At 32.0% G+C, this 20972-nt stretch carries 18 protein-coding genes; 15 read left to right on the top strand and 3 right to left on the bottom strand.

All coding sequences use genetic code 11. The features are described from left to right. Positions 1 to 327 precede the first annotated feature (327 nt). The 3 genes from rlmH to M4L39_RS01050 all read left to right on the top strand — a co-directional run bounded on the left by rlmH (position 328) and on the right by M4L39_RS01050 (position 4559). Entirely contained in the window at positions 328 to 807 is a 480-nt protein-coding gene (gene rlmH / locus M4L39_RS01060; RefSeq protein WP_021339332.1) for a 23S rRNA (pseudouridine(1915)-N(3))-methyltransferase RlmH, read from the top strand. 406 nt (positions 808 to 1213) lie between these two features. Continuing rightward, a complete protein-coding gene (locus M4L39_RS01055; RefSeq protein ID WP_277580332.1) occupies positions 1214 to 3250 on the top strand; it encodes an MrcB family domain-containing protein in 2037 nt (678 codons plus the stop codon). Further along, positions 3243 to 4559 carry a 5-methylcytosine restriction system specificity protein McrC gene (locus M4L39_RS01050; RefSeq protein ID WP_277580331.1) on the top strand — a complete coding sequence of 439 codons (1317 nt, stop codon included), beginning with the start codon at positions 3243 to 3245 and terminating at the stop codon, positions 4557 to 4559. Before M4L39_RS01055 ends, M4L39_RS01050 begins: the two co-directional genes overlap by 8 nt. Positions 4560 to 4895: 336 nt before the next feature. On the opposite strand, the gene M4L39_RS01045 is transcribed toward M4L39_RS01050, so the two are convergent. Continuing rightward, positions 4896 to 5669 carry a MurR/RpiR family transcriptional regulator gene (locus tag M4L39_RS01045; protein WP_277580330.1) on the bottom strand — a complete coding sequence of 258 codons (774 nt, stop codon included), beginning with the start codon at positions 5667 to 5669 and terminating at the stop codon, positions 4896 to 4898. Between the two features lie 101 nt (positions 5670 to 5770). Between M4L39_RS01045 and pfkB the strand changes: the two genes are divergently transcribed. From pfkB to M4L39_RS01015, 6 genes are all read left to right on the top strand, one after another. After that, positions 5771 to 6715: a 1-phosphofructokinase gene (pfkB, locus tag M4L39_RS01040; RefSeq protein ID WP_346818183.1), complete on the top strand. Its 945-nt coding sequence runs from the start codon at positions 5771 to 5773 to the stop codon at positions 6713 to 6715. A gap of 11 nt (positions 6716 to 6726) precedes the next feature. Next, positions 6727 to 8613, top strand: a complete 1887-nt coding sequence (locus M4L39_RS01035; protein ID WP_277580328.1) for a fructose-specific PTS transporter subunit EIIC — start codon at positions 6727 to 6729, stop codon at positions 8611 to 8613. After that, a complete protein-coding gene (gene lacD / locus M4L39_RS01030; protein WP_277580327.1) occupies positions 8613 to 9548 on the top strand; it encodes a tagatose-bisphosphate aldolase in 936 nt (311 codons plus the stop codon). Before M4L39_RS01035 ends, lacD begins: the two co-directional genes overlap by 1 nt. A 292-nt stretch (positions 9549 to 9840) precedes the next feature. Beyond that, positions 9841 to 10014, top strand: coding sequence for a hypothetical protein (locus M4L39_RS01025; protein ID WP_277580326.1), 174 nt, complete (start codon positions 9841 to 9843; stop codon positions 10012 to 10014). After that, positions 10004 to 11185, top strand: coding sequence for an MFS transporter (locus M4L39_RS01020; RefSeq protein WP_277580325.1), 1182 nt, complete (start codon positions 10004 to 10006; stop codon positions 11183 to 11185). Before M4L39_RS01025 ends, M4L39_RS01020 begins: the two co-directional genes overlap by 11 nt. A 64-nt stretch (positions 11186 to 11249) precedes the next feature. Then, positions 11250 to 11699 (top strand): GNAT family N-acetyltransferase, encoded by a 450-nt coding sequence (locus M4L39_RS01015; protein WP_277580324.1) that lies wholly within the window; start codon positions 11250 to 11252, stop codon positions 11697 to 11699. 242 nt (positions 11700 to 11941) lie between these two features. On the opposite strand, the gene M4L39_RS01010 is transcribed toward M4L39_RS01015, so the two are convergent. Continuing rightward, positions 11942 to 12982: an NAD(P)-dependent alcohol dehydrogenase gene (locus M4L39_RS01010; protein WP_277580323.1), complete on the bottom strand. Its 1041-nt coding sequence runs from the start codon at positions 12980 to 12982 to the stop codon at positions 11942 to 11944. Between the two features lie 89 nt (positions 12983 to 13071). Between M4L39_RS01010 and M4L39_RS01005 the strand changes: the two genes are divergently transcribed. From M4L39_RS01005 to ascB, 4 genes are all read left to right on the top strand, one after another. After that, positions 13072 to 13221, top strand: a complete 150-nt coding sequence (locus M4L39_RS01005; protein ID WP_277580322.1) for a hypothetical protein — start codon at positions 13072 to 13074, stop codon at positions 13219 to 13221. 10 nt (positions 13222 to 13231) lie between these two features. Further along, positions 13232 to 14074 carry a BglG family transcription antiterminator LicT gene (gene licT / locus M4L39_RS01000; protein ID WP_277580321.1) on the top strand — a complete coding sequence of 281 codons (843 nt, stop codon included), beginning with the start codon at positions 13232 to 13234 and terminating at the stop codon, positions 14072 to 14074. A 177-nt stretch (positions 14075 to 14251) separates the two neighbouring features. Continuing rightward, on the top strand, positions 14252 to 16126 hold the full coding sequence (ascF, locus tag M4L39_RS00995; RefSeq protein ID WP_277580320.1) for a PTS cellobiose/arbutin/salicin transporter subunit IIBC: 1875 nt from the start codon (positions 14252 to 14254) through the stop codon (positions 16124 to 16126). Continuing rightward, positions 16123 to 17544, top strand: coding sequence for a 6-phospho-beta-glucosidase (ascB, locus tag M4L39_RS00990; protein ID WP_277580319.1), 1422 nt, complete (start codon positions 16123 to 16125; stop codon positions 17542 to 17544). Before ascF ends, ascB begins: the two co-directional genes overlap by 4 nt. Before the next feature lie 84 nt (positions 17545 to 17628). On the opposite strand, the gene M4L39_RS00985 is transcribed toward ascB, so the two are convergent. Beyond that, on the bottom strand, positions 17629 to 18363 hold the full coding sequence (locus M4L39_RS00985) for an NAD-dependent protein deacylase (protein ID WP_277580318.1): 735 nt from the start codon (positions 18361 to 18363) through the stop codon (positions 17629 to 17631). A gap of 276 nt (positions 18364 to 18639) precedes the next feature. Between M4L39_RS00985 and dcuS the strand changes: the two genes are divergently transcribed. After that, entirely contained in the window at positions 18640 to 20241 is a 1602-nt protein-coding gene (dcuS, locus tag M4L39_RS00980) for a DcuS/MalK family sensor histidine kinase (protein ID WP_277580317.1), read from the top strand. Further along, positions 20242 to 20958, top strand: a complete 717-nt coding sequence (locus tag M4L39_RS00975; RefSeq protein ID WP_277580316.1) for a response regulator — start codon at positions 20242 to 20244, stop codon at positions 20956 to 20958. Positions 20959 to 20972 lie beyond the last annotated feature (14 nt).

Here is a 20972-nt window from a genome sequence, read left to right as displayed (position 1 = left end):
AATGGGTATGTAGTAAGGATTCAGCAAAGATAGTATGAAGATAATGTAAATCCTGTGAATAAGTATGTAAGACGACCTCGAACTTATCCACGGAATTATACATAGTTATCCAGATGTGTGCACAATTCACAGGGAAATACCCACATTGTACACAGAGTTATCCACAAACGGACAGGTTGTTCACTTATTTTTGTGTAGAAACCGTAAACATTATTAAAAAATCGTATGCATTCCTGTTATAATAAGAGGGAATAGTGTGCATAAGTGTATAACCTGTGGATAAGTATAATAAATACCAACTACTACACAATTTTTTGGAGGAAAACTATGAAGATTACGATACTCACAGTAGGTAAACTAAAAGAGAAATACTGGAAACAAGCTATAGCAGAATATGAAAAAAGGTTAGGAGCATATTCTAAAATAGAAATCATTGAAGTACCTGATGAAAAAGCACCCGAAAATATGAGTGACAAAGAGATAGAGCAAGTTAAAGAGAAAGAAGGTCAGCGCTTACTAGCAAAAGTAAAACCACAATCCACAGTGATTACTTTAGAGATTAAAGGAAACATGCTGACGTCAGAAGGCTTAGCAAAAGAAATAGAAAGCCGCATGACACGCGGTCAAAGCGACTTTACATTTATTATTGGCGGATCAAACGGTCTACACAAAGAGGTTTTAGACCGTAGCAACTATGCCCTGTCATTCAGTAAAATGACCTTTCCACACCAAATGATGCGCGTCATCTTAATCGAGCAAGTCTACCGCGCGTTTAAGATAATGAGGGGAGAAGCGTATCATAAATGATGCGGTTTTTTCAGCCGCTTCATAAAGGTATTTTGAACGTATCATGCTGTATGAGGTTTACAGAAATTGCAGTTATGTTTTTGTAAAGCTTAGCATAAATAAAACGAAAAATAGGCTGTGTATAATTTAAAATAGAGACTATATTTGGAGTTAAAGGAATATATAATGAAATCTGGAGGACTCTATTAAACTAAAAGAAATAGTTAATTAGACACTTGTACTTTTGACGTATTATTATATAATACATCAATTATTCAGAAGTCATAGTTAAAACATTTATAGAAAATTTGATGGTATAATAATAAAAATGAAATTCAATTATATTTAGTAATAAAAGGTAGGGCACAGCTATAGAAGTTAGTACATAACACACAAGCTTTTTACTTATGAATCGGGGTAATTATTAATGACACTATCAAAATTAATTAAAGAGATAGGTAATACATACGTTAAAGAAAAAGAATCCGGTGAATTTGAAGGGGCACCTGTCGGAGATCTAGTGAAAAACAAAATGGTTAAAGAGCTAAAAAATATAGAAGATTTAAAAGGATATGAAATTAAAGGTAGTATTGGGAATGGGCAATTTGCCTCTGTACCTTGGGTTGCTATTATGAATAAAGAAGTCACAAAAGCTACTACTAAGGGATTTTATGTTGCTTTCTTATTTAGAGCCGATGGAGAAAAAGTATTCCTGACATTAAACCAAGGAGCTACATATTTTAAAGAAAAAAAGTTGAAAGAACAGGATATAATAAAAATATCAAAAGCACTTTATAGAACACTAGAAACTCCAGTGAGTAACCCTATTGATATTGATCTAGAGTCTAATACGCAATTAGGAAGTAGTTATGAAGGTACTACAATCAGTGGATTTGAATATAGTATTAATAATATGCCTGACTCAGCAACTATAGAAAACGATATTATTAAATTGTTAAATGACTATGAACAGTTAGTTGTTAAATATAAAGAGAATGGGAGCAATATTGATCAATTTTATCAATTTATATTAAATTCTGAAGAAAAGAAATATCAACTATTCAAAAATTTATTTCTGAATTTTGTAGAACAGAGTCAGATCAATATTACAGATAAAGAAAATAAAAGTACTGAAATAAAGTCTGAAGGTCTTGATGAAGTAAAAGTTACTAAAATTAAAGATTTTAACTCTGTGCAAATGGATGGTGTATATTTTCATGTCCACTTATTTAATAGTGGTCAATATGGAAGGAAAAACGGTAATGGCAGTGGTAAAATTCCATATATATGTTATGAATTTTCTAATACGAGATGGGCAAATATTAGAACAACTTTTGAAAATTATAAAATGACAACCGCTAGATTTACATTGTGGGATGAAATAGATCTTAAAGAACAAGAAACAGGACAAAGTTATAATATTGAGGATATGGATTTATTTTCAAATAATCCACCGAACGAATATTTCAAACAATTTTATGAAGATTATATGAGTTATAAAGCCGAGGTGGATCTAATGTTAGAAAGTGGAATCGTGAAAGAGATAACTGATAAATTATTAAATTCTAAAAATATTATACTAAGAGGTGCTCCTGGAACAGGTAAGAGCTATCTAGCTAAAGCGATAGCGTCTAAGATAATTGGGACATCTAACGAAAACCTAGAGTCTTCAAAACAATTTGAGTTCGTGCAATTTCACCCAAATTACGATTATACAGATTTTGTCGAAGGGATCAGGCCTGTTATATCTCATGATGGAAATATGGGATTTAATTTAAAACCTGGAATCTTCAAAACGTTTTGTGAAAAAGCTATAAGTGATCAAAACAATGGTTCTTCGGCTGAATTTGAAGAAAAATATGAAGATTACATTGAATACGTCAATAGTGAGAATGAAAAGAAATTTGTATTTGTAATTGATGAAATAAATAGAGGAGAAATATCAAAGATATTTGGAGAATTATTTTTTTCAATTGATCCTAGCTATAGAGGAATAACTGGAGCTGTAAAAACACAGTATTCGAATATGGAATCTGAGGGGAATAAATTTTATATCCCTGATAATGTATATATTATAGGAACAATGAACGATATCGATCGCTCAGTAGATACTTTTGATTTTGCTATGAGACGTAGATTTAGATTTATTGAAATTAAAGCAAATGAAAATATTGAAATGCTAGAAGTATTGGGTGATAAAAAAGAGGAAGCTATTGTCAGTATGACTAACCTTAATCATGCAATTTCACAAGTAGATGAATTGGATAATAACTATCATATAGGTGCTGCTTATTTCTTAAAATTAAAAGAAATAAACTTTGAAGAATTATGGGAAGACTTTTTAGAGCCTTTGCTGTCAGACTATATTAGAGGAATGTTTAATGAAGAAGAGATTATGGAATCGTTTAGAGTGGCTTATAATAACTCGCATTTAGAACTGGATTCTGTGGATGAAAATGCTTAAAATTAAAGACAATTCATCCATGTTGGTTAGTGATTTTAGCGAAATTCCAAATGTAATTTCTTCAATATTAGATAAGACAGTATCTGAACTAGAGGACGCAGGCATATTTGTTTTTCCTAATAGTTTAAAAGAGCAGGAAGGAATAACTGACGATCAAATGATACTTAAAAAAGAAGATGAAGAGTATCGTTCTAGTAATATTATGGGGTTTTTAGGTTGTGACCAAGAGAATTTAGTGATTGAATCACGTTTTTCAGAAGGACAAAAGGATTATTTTTTCCAATATCTAATTGAAAATGTTTTGAAAATACCATATGTTATTGATTTAAATACAATAATTGATCAGGACAATGAAATTATTGATCTATTTATTTTTATTTTTCCGTATTATTTAAAGAAAGCTATGCGCAAAGGATTGTTCAAAGTATATGTCAGAAATGAATATAACAATGATAATTTAAAAGGTACTATCGATATTCAAAAACATATCAAAAAAAACACACCTTTTATAGGAAATATTGCTTATTCACAGAGAGAATTTTCATATGATAACTACATTCTTCAGTTAATTAGACATACAATTGAATTTATTAAAAAAAGAAAAGAAGGAGTAGGTATATTAAGTAATGTGAGAACTGAAGTGAAAAAAATTCGTGAGGCTACTATGAGCTACAATCATATGGATAAGAATAAAGTGGTAACGCTAAATAATAAGCGGCCTATCCGACATGCATATTTTAAGGAATATAGAGAATTACAGAAACTTTGCTTAATTATTTTACAACAACATAAGCACTATATTGGAAGCGGCATGGAGAAAATTCATGGAATCCTATTTGATGGTGCATGGTTATGGGAAGAATACATTCATACATTGATCGATATAGATTTTTATCATCCTCAAAATAAGTCGGGCAGTGGTGCACAAAGGTTATTTAGTAGAGAAGATGGTTCGAAAATAGGGTTAGTTTATCCAGATTTTATTGGACGTAATTATGGAAATCGAGTGATCGGAGATGCTAAATATAAGCCTATTCAAAACATTGGGAATAAAGACTTTCTTCAAGTATTAGCTTATATGTTTAGGTTTGATGCTAAAATTGCTTACTATTTCTATCCCAATAATTATGAAAATAATTACCAAGTATTGTACTTAAATCAGGGACTCAAATATGAAAATAATGTGCAAATGCGTGGTGATATAAAAGTAATTAAACTTGGTCTCTCTATCCCTAAGAAAGTTAAAGATTACAAAGATTTTTCAGAAAAAATGAAGAAAGCCGAACAAGAATTTTTGAAGAAAATATAGCATGTTACAAAGTTAATTAGTTCAATCAGTTATGTGTCGGAGAAAGATAGTTTTAAAAGAAGTAATAAATTAAAAAAATCAAATAATGAGTGTTAAAAATTATATTATCAACCGATATGTAGAAGCGTATACAAAATAATAATATTTTATATTTCAACTCATCTAAACTTGATAAAGTATGCTTGCACAATAATAATTATTTTCAATTAAATATAAAAATCTTTCACTATGACTGAACTGACCCCCAAATATGAGAATAAGAAAAAACACTTTCGTTGAATTCATACTAAAATGAATTCAACGAAAGTGTTTTTTCTATGAAATATATTAGACATCTCAATTTCTTATCGTATACGCATCAAGAAGAACTCGAGATAACACTTGTAAAGGCAATCGAGAACGTACTTCATAAGTAGGGATATAAGTTTTATCTGATTTAAAACCTAATAAATTGATGTCACATAAATTATAAAGACGACTATCTTTGTTTGTTGTTAAACATATCGTCTTTACATTGTTCTTTTTACATAATTTGGCAGCTTTAATAAGTTCTTCTGTCTCACCATTTAAAGAAATGAAAATCACTAAATCGTCTTGGTTAAATGATTCTGCCTTAATTTTAATAATATTAGGATCGTTATGTTCTTCCGTATGTTTATTTAAAAGTTGTAATTTAATAGTCATTTCATTAGAGATATGTTCTGAAAATCCTCTTGCTAAAATAGAAATTTTTTTACTATATTTAATTGCCGATATGGCGTCTTCAATAATGGTGTAATTCAGATAACGTATTGTTTTATCAACTTCTTCTTGATTTTTAACAATGGCGGCTTGGATTTGAGAATCAATACGTTCCAAGTGTTTTAACGGCTCAGAAAATTTATTAGCGTCTTCAGAAGCAATTTGATATTTGAAATCTGTAAATCCCTTATAATCTAACTTCTTCATGCATCTAACAATTGTAGAAGTTGATATATTAGCATTTTCACTTAATTTTATTATAGAAATGTCCATAATTTCTGAGTAATTATTTTCAATATATTCTACTAAATATTTATCACTCTCACTTAATTTATCGTAATGATATTGGACTTTTTGTTGAAAATTCAAAATTAACCTCCATAAGAAAAGATTTTCATAATAATTTTACTATATCACAAAATGTGTAAACATTTTCATGTTAATAGATGCCACAATATAAGAAAGAATAAATGGGGTGTAGAAAAATGATTTATACATGCACATTGAATCCAGCTATCGATATGTTTGTTCAAATGAAAGACTTTCAGCCAGATGTTGTTAATCGTAGTATTTATGATGAGGTACAGCCTAATGGCAAGGGAGTAAACATATCAATTATGCTCAAAAAATTAAATGAGGATTCTGTAGCAACGGGATTTTTAGGAGGGTTTAGTGGAAAATTTATCGACGATGAACTTTTGAAAATGGGAATTTCTACTGATTTTGTAAGGGTTAGGGATAATACAAGAATCAATGTGTTTTTAATGTCTAATCAAGGTGAATATAAAATTGTTAATAGTGGTCCTAATATTAGTAGGGAAAAATCAAAGGAATTAATTTCAAAAATAAAGTTACTTAATCCTGAAGATACTTTATTTGTTTCTGGAAGTTTACCACAAGGCTTAGATGGTGATATTTTATTTGAAATTGCCAAGTTATCAAGTTTAAAACATTTTAATTTAGTTTTAGATATTAGTCATCCAATACTTAAAGAACTCATGTCCTTTAAACCCTACTTAATTAAACCAAACGATGATGAGTTACAAAAATTATTTCCAGAATTAAATATGAGCTATGAAGCAGATATTGTTAAAGCAGGAAAATCATTGATACAAGATGGTTGTCAAAATGTATTAGTTTCTGTAGGTGGCGATGGAGCATATTTTATAAATAGTGATGAAGCATTGTATTGTAAGGCTCCTAAAGGGGATGTCATCAATACCGCTGGTTCTGGAGATGCAATGCTAGCAAGTTTTTATGAATCATATATTAATAAAGTAAATACAAAAGAATCAATTAAAAAAGCTGTTGCAGTGGGATCGTCTACAGCTTTCAAATCAGGATTGAGTGATCTTTGCGATATAACTGAGTTAATGAATAAAATTACTGTTAATGATATTAGCGTTACTAAATAAGGGGGCTAATTATGAAATATCAATTTTTAGGTGTAACAGGGTGTCCAACTGGTATAGCACATACCTTTATGGCTGCTGAAGCTTTGGAAAAAGCAGCAGATGAAAAGGGTGTAACAATTAAAGTAGAAACACATGGTCAAAAAGGCGTAGAAAATCAATTTACGCAAAAAGAAATTGATGATGCAGAAGTGATCATCATTGCTGCAGATAAAAATGTAGACATACATCGTTTTTCTGGCAAGAAAATTATTAATGTTTCTGTATCTAAAGGGATTAAACAACCAAACTTGTTATTAGATAAAGCTATAAGCGGTGATGTTAGTACTTATCAAGGAAATAAGCAACAAAATTATAATTCAATAGAAGAAAAACAGGAAACTAATTTTTGGCATCAGATATATGTTCATTTGATGAACGGGGTCTCACATATGCTACCAATTATCGTAGCAGGTGGTGTAATGACAGCCGTATCATTTATGTTTGGTATTTATTCAGCTGATCCGAAATCAGATCAATATAATGTTTTTGCAGAACAAATGAATACTATTGGTGGATTGGCTATGGGATTGATGGTACCTATTTTGAGTGCATACATTGCACAATCAATAGGAAATAGACCAGGGCTAGTGATTGGTTTCATAGCAGGTATGATTGCGGACCATAATGGAACTGGATTTTTAGGTGGTATCGTTTCAGGGTTTTTAGCGGGTGGTGTAATTATATTACTCCAAAAATTATTAAAGAAATTACCACAATCATTAGATGGCTTAAAATCAATTTTTCTGTTACCCGTTCTAGGAATTTTTATTGCTGGATTTATTATGTGGTACCTGTCAGTACCAATGGAAATTATTAATAAAGCAATGATGGATTTCTTATCGGGATTCCAAAATTCAAGCCCTATTTTACTAGGTCTTATTGTAGGTATAATGTGTGCTGCTGATATGGGTGGTCCAATCAATAAAGCTGCATATGTAACAGGAACAGCATTATTAGCCCAAGGCAATTTCTTGTTTATGGCTGGGGTTTCAGCTGCATGTATTGTGCCACCCCTAGCCACAGGGTTTTCAGTCATATTTGGGAAAAAATATTATGAGAACTCAGAAAAAAGCGCGGGGTACGTGAACTTCTTACTTGGTTCAACACATATTACTGAAGGGGCTATCCCATTTGCTGCGAAGAGACCACTAACTATTATACCGATATTAATGATGGGGTCTGCAATTGCTGCTATTTTAACTTACTTATTAAAAGTAGAAGTACCTGCGCCTCATGGTGGTTTTATAGTGTTACCTGTGGTTACACACCCAATATTTTGGATTATTGCCATAGTTATTGGAGCTTTGGTTTCAGGACTATTGATGTCTCTGGAACAAAAAAGACATATACTCAAAAACAAAAAAAAGAGTAATGAAAATACGATTGATGAAGAACAGGTTGGTCAAACCCAAGAGGACATAATAAAACCAGAACAAGTTTTTTTAAATAAAAACATAGAAACTAAAGAAGAAATATTAAAATACATTGCCAATAAAGCAGTTCAATTGGAAATATCAAATGAATCAGAAAAGGTTTTAGAAGGGTTGAAAAAACGTGAAGAAGAGAGCAGTACTGGAATGGAAAATGGGATAGCCATACCTCACGTTGCTAGTGGACACATTTTTTCTGCCAAATTAATCATTGTTCAATTAAATAATGGTATTGAATGGCCATCATTAGATAATCAAAACACTGATTTTATTATTAGCATTTTAGTTCCTAAAAATAATGAAGGTAAACATCTGAAAATTTTATCTCAATTATCTAGAAAACTTATAGATGAAAACTATATTAAAGAATTAAAAAATGCGAAATCTGAAGTTAAAATATCTGAATTAATCCAAGGAGGCATATCATAATGAAAAGTTTAAACAAATTAACTAATGAAAAAGGTATTATTACGGCATTAGCGATTGATCAAAGAGGAGCTTTAAAAAGAATGCTAGGTTCTTCTGCGTCAGATAAATCAATTTCAGGTTTCAAAAGTATTGTTTCGGAATCTTTGACGCCTTTTGCATCCAGTATATTACTCGATCCTGAATATGGTCTCAGTGCTGCGCAAAAACGAGATAGATCTTGCGGGTTAATATTAGCATATGAGCAAACAGGTTATGATAAGCAAGAGGGTGGAAGACTCCCAGACCTTGTGCCGAACTGTTCAGTGAAAAAACTTAAGGAACAAGGCGCTGATGCAATTAAATTGTTAATATATGTGGATGTTGATGAATCAGAGAATATCAATACTCAAAAAGAAGCGTTTGTTGAACGTGTAGGAAGTGAATGTGTAGGGGAAGACATTCCATTTTTCTTAGAAATTTTAACTTACGACGATACAATTGGTAATGAAAAAGGCAGTGAATTTGCTAAAGTTAAACCTAAAAAGGTTATAAACGCGATGAAAAAGTATAGTGAATCAAGGTTTAATGTAGATATTTTGAAAGTCGAAGTGCCTGTTAATATGAATTATGTGGGAGGTTACACTACGAATGAAAGTGTGTATACTCAAAAAGAAGCAAGTAGTTATTTTAAAGAACAATCAAATGCAACCCAACTCCCTTTTATATTCTTAAGCGCTGGTGTGGCACCGGAGTTATTCCAAGAAACACTAAGATTTGCTAGTGAGTCCGATTCTACTTTTAACGGTGTGTTATGCGGAAGAGCCACATGGGGTGGTGCTACTGAGGGTTATAGTGAAGGAAATGAAAAAGCGAAAGATTGGTTAAATGAAATAGGAGTTAATAATATAAATAACCTGAATGATTTAGTTAATAAAGTAGCTACTTCAATAAAATAAAGATAAGCATTCTGTGCATTATTCTTGAAATTAATTACTATATAATTGGAAATTAAATTTTGAATAGAGATAACTATTAGGTCTTTTATCTTCATTTTATGTTATAGATGATAAAGATAGAATTAAATTTAAACACTTTCGTTGAATTCAAACGAAAGTGTTTTTTTATGAAGGGAGTTGCTCATTCAATAGAAATTAAAATTATAATATTGTTGATGAACAACACAAATCGATATAAAATAAAATTGTAATTTTACTTCGTGTTAAAAGAGGGGATAACATGTTAAGAAGCATGAGTAGATTAATTATGAAAGAACAAAATAATGAAGCTATTGATGAGGTTGCTGCCGGTCTTTATAAGCGTTTGAGTATAGACTCAAAGATTCTATATAAAGATATAATAAAGTTTTTCGAAAAGTTACATTCTAAGACTATGTATTCGAGAAAGTTGAAAAATGCGCAATAACTTTATCTTTACTGAATTTAATCGATTATTGATAAATGACATGATTATTTATCTCATACCACTGATCGGTATAACGTCGTGGCAATTCTCTGATTCTAAAATAGTGTTCCTCACCTCAACTTACTCAATAGGCTTTATCATATTTAGTAAATTCTCAGGCTATCTTATTGATGAATTTTCTAGTGTGACAGTCCCCATATTCACATATTTAGTCTATATCATGTTTAATTTGATTTTTATTTTCACTGTACTGCGTAACATGAATGACTTTGCGATTGTATTTATTATTATTGTTGTAATGAGTTTATCTTCAAGTGTCTTAGAAATTAATACTAGCGTTTTAATTCCAGATTATTTTAATGAAGATTTAACTTCTATTAATAGTTTAGTTCAATTAGTTAGATCAGTAGTTAATTTTATATCTCCAATAATAACTTTTACGTTAACTAATAGTATAACTGTAGCTATGTTTATATTGCTGTTTTTGCAGATGCTAAACCTCTTAATTTATACTTACAAATTAAGAAGATTGGATGTAAATTCGTATAAAAAAGATGTTAATCAGAATAGTGACAATATTAATTTCAATTCGTTAAAATATATTTTTAAAAATAGAAAACTCATTTTGATAATCATCGTTACAATGGGGATTAATTTTTCAATGACAATACTTACAAATACCATGGTTTTATACTTAGTAAGATATTTAGAGTTAAGTAATAAATTAGCAGGAATTATAATAGGATTGCTTTCATTTGGAGCTATAGTTGGCTCGGTACTTCCTAATATAATGATTAAAAAGTTTAGCTTTGAAAAATCAATAGGAGTAGTAAACCTCATTTTAAGTATTCCATTTTTATTACTTATTTCAAAATCATATTTATTTTTCTTAGGTGTATTTTTAGGATATCTCTGTAGAAGTTTTGGAAGTGTTTTAAGAACCACAGTTCAATATGAAATTGTTCCTGAAAACATAAGAGGTAAAGTAAATTCTACTATATATTTATTTACTTGGGGTACTATACCAATTGCTGGTTATTCAGCTTCATTATTATTGGAGACCATATCACTACACACACTGTATGTGATAATAGCTTTGATTTTCATACTAGCAAATGGTTTGTTTTTACTTAGTTATAATGAAAATAGTCGTTTAAAAAGGAATGTTTGATTTTAAAATAATCTTAGAAGATGTGGAAAATAATAAGATGATTTAATTGAAGGGAGCATTGTTAATGATAAAAAAACTAGCCATGTTAGACTCTGAATCAAAAGAAATGATTTCAAATATTTGGCTAAATTCGAATTTAGATGCTCATAGTTTTATAAATCGTGATTATTGGATTGGAAATCTAGATAGAGTAAAAAAGATGTTTCCTGATTCAACCATTTATGTGTACTACGAGAATAATCAAATAGTTGGGTTTGCTGGATTATATGAAAATTATATTGCAGGGATTTTTATCAATGCTAGTTATCGTAATAAAGGTATAGGAAAGTTGTTCCTGCAAAAATTAAAAACTGATTATAATATGCTGAAGTTATATGTATATGAGAAGAATGTTAGAGCTACTAAATTTTATCTAAAACATAATTTTGAAATTATATCTAAAGATTTTGAAGAAGAAACTCAAGAATATGAATATTTTATGGAATGGAATAAAAATCACTCAAATCAATTCTAAGTCCGCCCGAAGAAAAATAACAATTAGACAAAATTTATAAAAATATCTCCATTTGGTGTGACTTTTCCGCCGTGGTCATGATGATTACAAGAATATCTGTCATTTTTTATATTGGCAGTGGCTGACTGAATTGAAAATGCGCTTATATCAAGCTTTTTTCAGTTCTAGTCAGCTGTGCCGGGGTGGGACGACGAAATTTTATTAGAAAAATTAGATTTCTGTCCCACTCCCTTTCAAAAATATTACATAGTACTTGTATCAATTACAAAGCGATATTTAACATCTGAAGCTAACACTCTCTTATAGGCATCATCAATTTGATCAGCTGAAATTAATTCGATTTGAGGTTCAATGTTGTGTTTTGAACAGAAATCTAACATTTCCTGAGTTTCTCTTATACCGCCAATAGCTGAACCAGCAAATGATCTACGATGACCAATTAAATTTGCTACATGTAATGATATAGGCTCTGCGGGTGCCCCAACATTAACGATGGTGCCGTCTAACGCTAATAATTTAAGGTAATCATCCAATTTCAGATTAGCACTTACTGTATTAATAATTAAATCAAATGAGCTTGCAAGTGTTTCAAACGTTGATTCATCACTTGTTGCATAATAATGTGAAGCACCTAATTTCAAACCATCTTCTTCTTTGTTTAATGTTCTTGATAATACAGTTACTTCAGCACCCATAGCATGTGCAATTTGAACAGCCATGTGTCCAAGTCCACCCATACCTATAACTGCTACCTTTTTATCTTCATTTGCATTCCAATGATTTAAAGGTGAATAAGTCGTAATGCCAGCACAAAGTAAAGGTGCAGCAGCATCTAAACCAATATTATCAGGAATACGTAATACAAAATCTTCATGTACTACGATATGTGTTGAGTATCCACCTTGAGTTGGTTCACCATATCTGTCTGTACCTGCATATGTACCGACGTTTCCTTTTAGACAGTATTGTTCTTCGCCATTTTGACAATGAACACATTCTCCACAAGAGTCTACCATGCAACCTACGCCGACACGGTCATCTATTTGATATTTGCTGACTTCAGAACCGACTTCTTTAACAATTCCTGCGATTTCATGACCTGGCACTAATGGATAATTAACAGGTCCCCATTCTCCATGTGCAGTATGAATATCAGAATGGCATATGCCTGCATATTTAATTTCTATCAAAACATCGTTTGTATCAAGATCACGTCTTTTAATTTCCGTAGCATAAAAATCAGAATCTGGACTATTTACAGCTCTAGCTTTAACATTTAACATATATTAATTCCTCCATTATTCGTACTTCAGAATATTTCTATTGATATTCTTCATTGTTCATAATAGACCTTAAAGTATACTTTAGGTCAATGAATATGACTTCCCATGAAATTATGACTGAACATCCAATTCGGTCGTTTAATAAAGATATTAATTTGATAATAGAAAATGGCACAGTGGTCATAGCGTTTACAGAGTTGATATTCATTCTACCGATATGGCACAATATACTACATTAAGGGGTGTCATATGAAAATAAATAAAATCATAAATAATAATGTTATCAGTGTCACTCAAAACAACCAGGAACATGTTGTTATGGGTAAAGGGATTGGGTTTCAGAAACAAGAAGGGGATATTGTAGAAGAATCAAAGATTGATAAAATTTTTGATTTAAGTAACCAAGAAATATCAGACCGTTTCAAAACGTTATTAATTGAAGTGCCAATTGAGGTTGTGCAAGCAGTTGAGAAGATTATTGAAGTTGCAAAAATCGAATATCATAAAGAGTTAAGTGATACGATTTATGTTGCACTCACTGATCATATTAACTTTGCGATTGAGCGTCAACAAGAAGGTATGGCAATAAAAAATGGCTTATTATGGGAAATAAAAAAGTTCTATCCAACTGAGTATGAGATTGGGATGCGTGGCTTGGACTGGATTGAAGAAATTGCAGGCGCTAAATTACCAGAAGATGAAGCGGGTTTTATCGCAATTCATTTGTTAAATGCAGAGCATAATAACTTAGCAGATTATAATCAAGTAACTGAAATGGTACAGAACATTTTAAGTTTAGTGAAGTATCACTTTAGATTAGATTTTGATGAAGAAAGCTTAACTTACTTCAGATTTGTGACACATTTAAAGTTTCTTGCACAACGTATTCTGTCGGAGAACCCACTCAATACGAGTGAAATTGAACTTTACGATATTGTAAAAGAGAAGTATAAAAATGCGTTTAAGTGTGTGAAGAAAATCGAAGTATTTTTAATGAAAAAGTATCAATATGAAATGACAAAAGACGAAGCCTTGTACTTAACCATTCATATACAAAGATTAATTTCTAGAAATGAAAGCGTTGACAATTAATGATTATGTGCTATATTTAGTGTTAATAAAACAAAATAAACAATTAATTGTTTAGGATTGTGACTGTTCGGCAGGCGAGACCTAAACCATTAATAGATGAATTTATCTTGGGATAAGTGTATCTATTTGTGGTTTAGGTCTCGTTTTTTTGTTCTAAATAAGGCGGGAGTGATAGAAATGGCAAATAATCTAAGGCTGGCTGATGAAATACTAAAAAACATTGGCGGTAGTGGTAATGTTAAGAATTTAACGCATTGTATGACACGTTTGAGATTTGTGCTAAAGGATGAAAGTAAGGCAAATGATGAAATTATAAAGAATTTGGATGGAGTCATGGGTTTACGTAAACAAGGCGGACAATTTCAAATTATCGTTGGGAATAACGTTTCGAAAACATATGCTGAGTTAATAGAATTAGGTGTAAGTGGGGATAATCAAAGTAACGAGCCTGTTGAAAAGAAAAAATTAACAATTAAACAAGTTGGTATTAATATTTTAGACGCAATCATTGGTACGATGTCTCCATTAATCCCTGCTATCATTGGTGGGTCAATGATTAAGTTATTAGCAATGCTTTTAAGTATGACGGGTGTGTTATCAGAGGAAAGTTCAACATTTAATATTTTAAATACGATTGGTGACGCACCGTTCTTCTTCTTACCGATACTTGTTGCAGTATCTGCCGCTAGGAAATTTAACAGTAATGTATTCTTGGCATTGGCAGTATCTGGGGTCATGGTCCATCCAGTATTTATGGAGATTATGGAGAAAGCAGCTGAAGGTAAAGAAGCCACATTTGCATTTATTCCAGTTATGTCTGTGAAATATACGTATACCATTATTCCAGCAATTGTCATGACATGGTTGCTGAAATACATTGAAGATTTTGCGGATTATATTACGCCAATTGTCATGAAAAACTTTTTAAAACCAATGTTAATCCTATTAATTGCAGCGCCTATAGCGATTATTATTGTTGGACCTGCTGGTATTTTAATTGGTACAGGACTAGCTCAAATTGTATTCTTTGTCCATGGTCAATTAGGCTTCTTAGCAGTAGCAATTGTTGGTGCGTTATGGCCGTTATTAGTTATGACAGGTATGCACCGTGTGTTCACACCAACAATCGTTCAAACAATTGCAGAAACAGGTAAAGAAGGTATGGTTATGCCATCTGAGATTGGTGCAAACTTATCTCTTGGTGGGGTTTCAATGGCAGTAGCATTCAAAACGAAGAATAGAGAATTACGTCAAACAGCTTTGGCAGCAGCGTCATCAGCAATTATTGCTGGTATTACTGAACCTGCATTATATGGGGTAGCCATTCGATTAAAACGTCCAATGATTGCATCAGTTATAACAGGATTTGTAGCAGGTGCAGTTGCAGGACTTGCAGGACTTGCGAGTCATTCTATGGCAGCACCTGGATTGTTTACGAGTGTACAATTTATAGATAAAGACAACCCTATGAGTATTTTGTGGATTATTGTGGTTATGGTCTTATCAATTGTGCTTTCATTCATTTTAACGTTAGTGATTGGTTTTGAAGATATACCAGAATCAGAAGATGACTTATTAGATTTAGGAACGAAAGATAATACTACTATTGCATCCCCAATTGAAGGGGAAATCAAACCGATTGCAAGTGTTCAAGATGATGTATTCAGTAGAGAGGTGATTGGAAAGAGTATTGCAATTGAACCAACAGGAAACAAGATTTATGCACCAGTAACCGGTACAGTAACTTCAGTCTTCCCGACAAAACATGCTGTTGGCATTACAGGTGACGAGGGTGTTGAAGTATTAATTCATGTGGGTATTGATACTGTGAAGTTAGAAGGAAAACCATTCACATCTGCAATAGAACAAGGGGATCATGTGAATGTTGGCGATGTTATTGGAACATTTGATTTAGCAGAAATTATTGAAGCGGGTTATGACCCTACAACAATTTTAGTGATTACAAATACTGAAGATTATGACTCAATTACGTCATTCGATAACGTAGACGTTGAAGCACACACATCAATATTAGGAGTGGTTAAAAAATGACTATAAAAACTTTTCCAGAAGATTTTCTTTGGGGTGGTGCTATTGCAGCAAATCAAACTGAGGGTGCATGGGATATAGGTGGCAGAGGATTAAGTAATATAGACTTAATCCCTCATGGCGCTAATCGACAAGAGATAAAACTAGGGAATAAACAATCTAAATTAAGTGATACAGAATATTATCCAAGTCATACAGGTATTGATTTTTATCATCGCTACAAAGAGGATATTGCGTTACTTGCTGAAATGGGATTGAAAGTGTTTAGAACATCTATTTCATGGAGTAGAATTTATCCGAATGGTAATGAAGAAACACCAAATCAATCTGGTATCGATTATTACACTGATTTATTTAAAACATGTAAGGCGCATAATATGGAGTTACTCGTAACGCTTGCGCATTTTGATATTCCAATGGGCATCGTTGAGCAATACAATGGTTGGAAAAATAGAGAAACAATCAATTTATATGTGAAATTTGCAGAAACTTGTTTTGAACACTTCGGAGCATATGTGAACTACTGGATTCCATTTAATGAAATCAATGTCGTGTTACATAGTCCATTTTCAGGTGGTGGCTTAACCTTTGATGAAACTGAAAATAAAGAAGAAGTGTTATATCAAGCAGCACATTACATGTTAGTCGCAAGTGCAAGAGCTGTCGAAAGTTGTCATCGCATCACACCAAAAGCGAAAATTGGTTGTATGATTGCAGGCGGCAGTTTCTATCCTTATAGTTGCAACCCAGAAGACGTCTGGCAGTCTATGAATGATGAGAGAACCAATACGTTCTTTGTAGACGTACAAGCGAAAGGAAAATATCCTTATTATATGGATTCATTCTTTAAAGCTAAAGGTCTTAATATTGATATTGAAAGCGATAAGGAAATATTGAAAGAAACTGTAGATTTTGTAGCGTTTAGTTATTATGCATCTCGAACATCTATTGCTGATATTTCAAGAGTGGAAAAAAATGAAGGCAATATTATTGTCTCTGCTAAAAATCCTTACTTAAAAATGAGTGATTGGGGATGGGTTATTGATCCACTTGGTTTAAGAATTACGATGAACCAAATATATGAAAGATTTGAGAAGCCACTTTTTGTCGTAGAAAATGGCTTAGGTGCGAAAGATGTAGTAGAAGTAGATGGAACCATTCAAGACGATTATCGTATTGATTATATGCAACAACATTTCCAAGCGATGTATGATGGGATTAAAGATGGTGTACCACTACTAGGTTATATTAGTTGGGGGATTATTGACTTAGTATCAGCATCAACGGGTGAAATGAGTAAAAGATATGGTATGATTTATGTTGATAAAGATAATGCTGGCAATGGCACTTTAGCACGTAAAAAGAAAAAATCATTTGATTGGTATAAACAAGTAATACAACGAAATGGTATAGAAATATAACTTATCTAAAAATAAATGCAAAGGAGAACGCGTCTTATAAAACGCGTTCTCTTTTTTATAAATGCTTTCACTTCACTACATAACTCACTCTACATATTCTAGTTCGTTAACCACTTTGACCATGTCGTCATGAATGACTAAAGTTGCGTGGTTATCATAAGGTGTAGGGTCTTTATTAATGATAACTAGGTTCTGTCCTTGAAAGCTCGAAATAAGTCCTGCTGCTGGTTGGACTACGAGTGATGAACCTAAGACGACTAAAGTATCAGCTTCTGTTATTTTATCCAGTGCATTATATATCGTATTTTGATTTAATAATTCCCCATAAAGTACAATATCAGGTCTAATGGGATTACCACACGCTTTACACTCGCGTAAACGATGCTCCATAATATGATTTTTGAAATATTCCTTATGGCAGTCAATACAATAGAATTGATTTAACGTACCATGCAGTTCGTCTACATTAAGACTACCCGCATCAGAATGCAGACCGTCGATGTTTTGGGTAATAACCCCTAATGAACGTTTGTTTTGTTCTAATTGAGCAATCCATTGATGAACAAGGTTCGGTTGCTTATCAGCTATAAGTAAACGTTTATGATAAAAATCAACAAATCCTACTGGGTCATCTTGAAGATAATCCGTACTTAATAAATATTCAGGCGCGTAGCCATCCTTTGAAATTTCATCAAATAACCCACCCATAGAACGAAAATCTGGGACGCCACTTGCGACAGATACACCTGCCCCTGTAAAAAACGTGATTTTATGAGAATCATTAATGATATTTTTGAATTGTTCAATCCTGTCATTCATGCATTTCACTCCATTAAAAATTTAAAAATCGTTCTCCTAACATTCAAGCTAAGTTTAAGTTTTAAAACGTAATTTAGCAAATAAAACATAAAGTTAAGCCCACACAATACTTTAGATAAACTCTTGTTTAAGGGCGTATTTACGGTCTTTTTTCAAATTATATTATTATTCTATTAAATTTCATATTTAAAACTTATACTAATTAATTCTAGAAAGTATGATATATTTCTAATAATTATATGTATAAATTTTAATAATTAAAGGCGGTTTAGGGCTTTGAAGAAACAGAGGCTAAAGTTAAGTACATTGATCGTTATTGTGGTATGTATTGTAGTGTTATTTTCATTACTTATTACAAGTGTATTGATTAGTAAGACAATTAAAGATACTATACATAAAACAACTGAAGAGAAGGCTGAAGTAATTGGTAAGACGGTTGCTCAGTCTGATATTGTTCAATCTACTTTGAAAAAAGGTGACGATGATAACAGAATACAAACATATGTATCTGAAATACAACAATCAACGGATGTGAGTTTTATTGTTGTGATGGATATGAATGGAATACGAAAATCACATCCTAATGAAAGGTTAATTGGTAAACATTTTAAAGGTGGCGATGAAACAAACGCACTGCATGGTAAAGAGAGTGCTTCGATTTCTAAAGGGACACTCGGTGAATCATTAAGGTCATTTACACCTGTTTATGCTGATGGTAAGCAAGTTGGAGTAGTTGCCGTTGGTGTACCGATGAAAAGTGTTTCTGAAGCACTTGCAGATGGGAATAAGCAAATTATCATTGGGTCAATTGTTGGACTTATTGTCGGTGCCATTGGTGCATATTTACTGTCTAGATATATTAAGAAGATTTTACTTGGTTTAGAACCGTCGAATATTGCTAAGATACTTGGAGAAAGGAACACGATGTTGCAATCTGTTCATGAAGGTATCGTTGCTGTTGATAAAGAAGGTAAGATTAATTTAGTGAATAAATCAGCGATGGATATATTTAATAAGGCAAATTTAAAAGGCAATCCAATTGGCATGAAGATTGATGATTATATGGAGTCTACACAACTACCAAAAGTACTCGAGTTAGGTAAACCAGAATTGGACAAGGAACAAAATATTAATGGAGTGAAGATCTTGGTTAATAGAGTGCCACTGGTTGTAAATAATGAAATTGTTGGTGCAATTTCAACATTTAGAGACAAGACAGAGGTGAACAAACTTTCAGAACAGTTAGTAGGTGTGAAGACATATGCTGATACATTACGTGCGCAGTCACACGAGTTTAGTAACAGGTTGCACGTGATTTCTGGCCTGCTGCAAATGGAACATTATGAGGATTTAAAACAGTATATACATGAGATTGTTGAACTAGGCAGCCAAGAGAATGGTAGTATTACGTCGAAGATTAAAGATCCTGTGTTAGCTGGCTTCTTAATTGGCAAATTAAGTTTGGCGAGAGAACAGAATATTAAATTGTCTATTAACAGCCATACAGTGATTCCTGAACCAAAGCAGTCATATATTACTCATGAAATGATTACGATTATAGGTAACTTAATAGATAATAGTATAGATTCTTTAAAAGCATCTCCTGTTAGAGAGAAAACAATCGATGTACATTTGAAATATATAAATAACGCATTAATTATAGATATTGTGGATTCAGGTTTAGGGCTAAAAAGTGAATTAGCGCATCAAATTTTTGAAAAAGGCTACTCTTCTAAAGGGGAGCATAGAGGCTATGGGTTGCACCTTGTTCAACAAAGCGTAGAGAAACTTAACGGGGAAATAAATGTAGCTTCTAATGTAGAAGGCAATGTGACATTTTCAGTCGTTATAAATTATTCAGAAAAGGGGGGACTATAAATGTTAAATATCTTAATTGTTGAAGATGATCCAATGGTTGCACAAATAAATCAACAATTTATTAAAAAAATAGATGACCAAACTTCAGTTGATATTGCTTCAAATGTTAAAGAAGCTATAAAACATATAGAAAATAAAGAAATTGATTTATTATTGCTGGATATATACATGCCTGAGGAAAATGGACTAACATTTCTTAAATATATAAGAGAGCAAGGTTATAAAATAGACGCAATTCTCATTACAGCAGCTTCTGATGTCGAGGATATTCAAACTGCATTTCGTTACGGCGCTGTTGATTATTTAATTAAGCCCTTCGACTTTGAGCGTTTTCAACAATCATTGCTGAGGTATAAAAAAGGACTAACATTTTTTAATAAAACAAGTAGCATTAATCAAACTGATATTGACGCTGAATTTCTCAACAAGGAAATTGTTGAGCGTGATTCAGAGTTGAAATTACCAAAAGGCGTGACGGAAGGAACGTTACAAGTGATTATTGATAAAATGAAATACTTTGAAGAAAATGAATTCTCTACAGATGACATCTCAAAGCACGTCAATATTTCGAGAGTTTCTGTAAGAAAATATTTAAAGTTTTTAACGGATATAGAAGTTTTAGAGGAATCTTTAAATTATGGTATAGGTCGGCCCATCAATTTCTATAAGGTCAAAAAGGATAATCTTCAGTATTTAAATAGTTATATAGAATTATAGTGAAGTGCCACCGA

It is taken from the genome of Staphylococcus equorum (assembly GCF_029531845.1).
GTDB lineage: Bacteria > Bacillota > Bacilli > Staphylococcales > Staphylococcaceae > Staphylococcus > Staphylococcus equorum_C.
The sequence above is the reverse complement of the archived record's forward strand: the minus strand, read 5'-3'. Positions and strand labels throughout refer to the sequence as shown.

Excerpts from the sequence above, each read along its gene's own strand:
- rlmH (WP_021339332.1), top strand. The coding sequence starts at position 328 with ATGAAGATTACGATACTCACAGTAGGTAAACTAAAAGAGAAATACTGG.
- M4L39_RS01055 (WP_277580332.1), top strand. The coding sequence starts at position 1,214 with ATGACACTATCAAAATTAATTAAAGAGATAGGTAATACATACGTTAAA.
- M4L39_RS01050 (WP_277580331.1), top strand. The coding sequence starts at position 3,243 with ATGCTTAAAATTAAAGACAATTCATCCATGTTGGTTAGTGATTTTAGC.
- pfkB (WP_346818183.1), top strand. The coding sequence starts at position 5,771 with ATGGGGTGTAGAAAAATGATTTATACATGCACATTGAATCCAGCTATC.
- M4L39_RS01035 (WP_277580328.1), top strand. The coding sequence starts at position 6,727 with ATGAAATATCAATTTTTAGGTGTAACAGGGTGTCCAACTGGTATAGCA.
- lacD (WP_277580327.1), top strand. The coding sequence starts at position 8,613 with ATGAAAAGTTTAAACAAATTAACTAATGAAAAAGGTATTATTACGGCA.
- M4L39_RS01025 (WP_277580326.1), top strand. The coding sequence starts at position 9,841 with ATGAGTAGATTAATTATGAAAGAACAAAATAATGAAGCTATTGATGAG.
- M4L39_RS01020 (WP_277580325.1), top strand. The coding sequence starts at position 10,004 with ATGCGCAATAACTTTATCTTTACTGAATTTAATCGATTATTGATAAAT.
- M4L39_RS01015 (WP_277580324.1), top strand. The coding sequence starts at position 11,250 with ATGATAAAAAAACTAGCCATGTTAGACTCTGAATCAAAAGAAATGATT.
- M4L39_RS01010 (WP_277580323.1), bottom strand. The coding sequence starts at position 12,982 with ATGTTAAATGTTAAAGCTAGAGCTGTAAATAGTCCAGATTCTGATTTT.
- M4L39_RS01005 (WP_277580322.1), top strand. The coding sequence starts at position 13,072 with ATGAATATGACTTCCCATGAAATTATGACTGAACATCCAATTCGGTCG.
- licT (WP_277580321.1), top strand. The coding sequence starts at position 13,232 with ATGAAAATAAATAAAATCATAAATAATAATGTTATCAGTGTCACTCAA.
- ascF (WP_277580320.1), top strand. The coding sequence starts at position 14,252 with ATGGCAAATAATCTAAGGCTGGCTGATGAAATACTAAAAAACATTGGC.
- ascB (WP_277580319.1), top strand. The coding sequence starts at position 16,123 with ATGACTATAAAAACTTTTCCAGAAGATTTTCTTTGGGGTGGTGCTATT.
- M4L39_RS00985 (WP_277580318.1), bottom strand. The coding sequence starts at position 18,363 with ATGAATGACAGGATTGAACAATTCAAAAATATCATTAATGATTCTCAT.
- M4L39_RS00975 (WP_277580316.1), top strand. The coding sequence starts at position 20,242 with ATGTTAAATATCTTAATTGTTGAAGATGATCCAATGGTTGCACAAATA.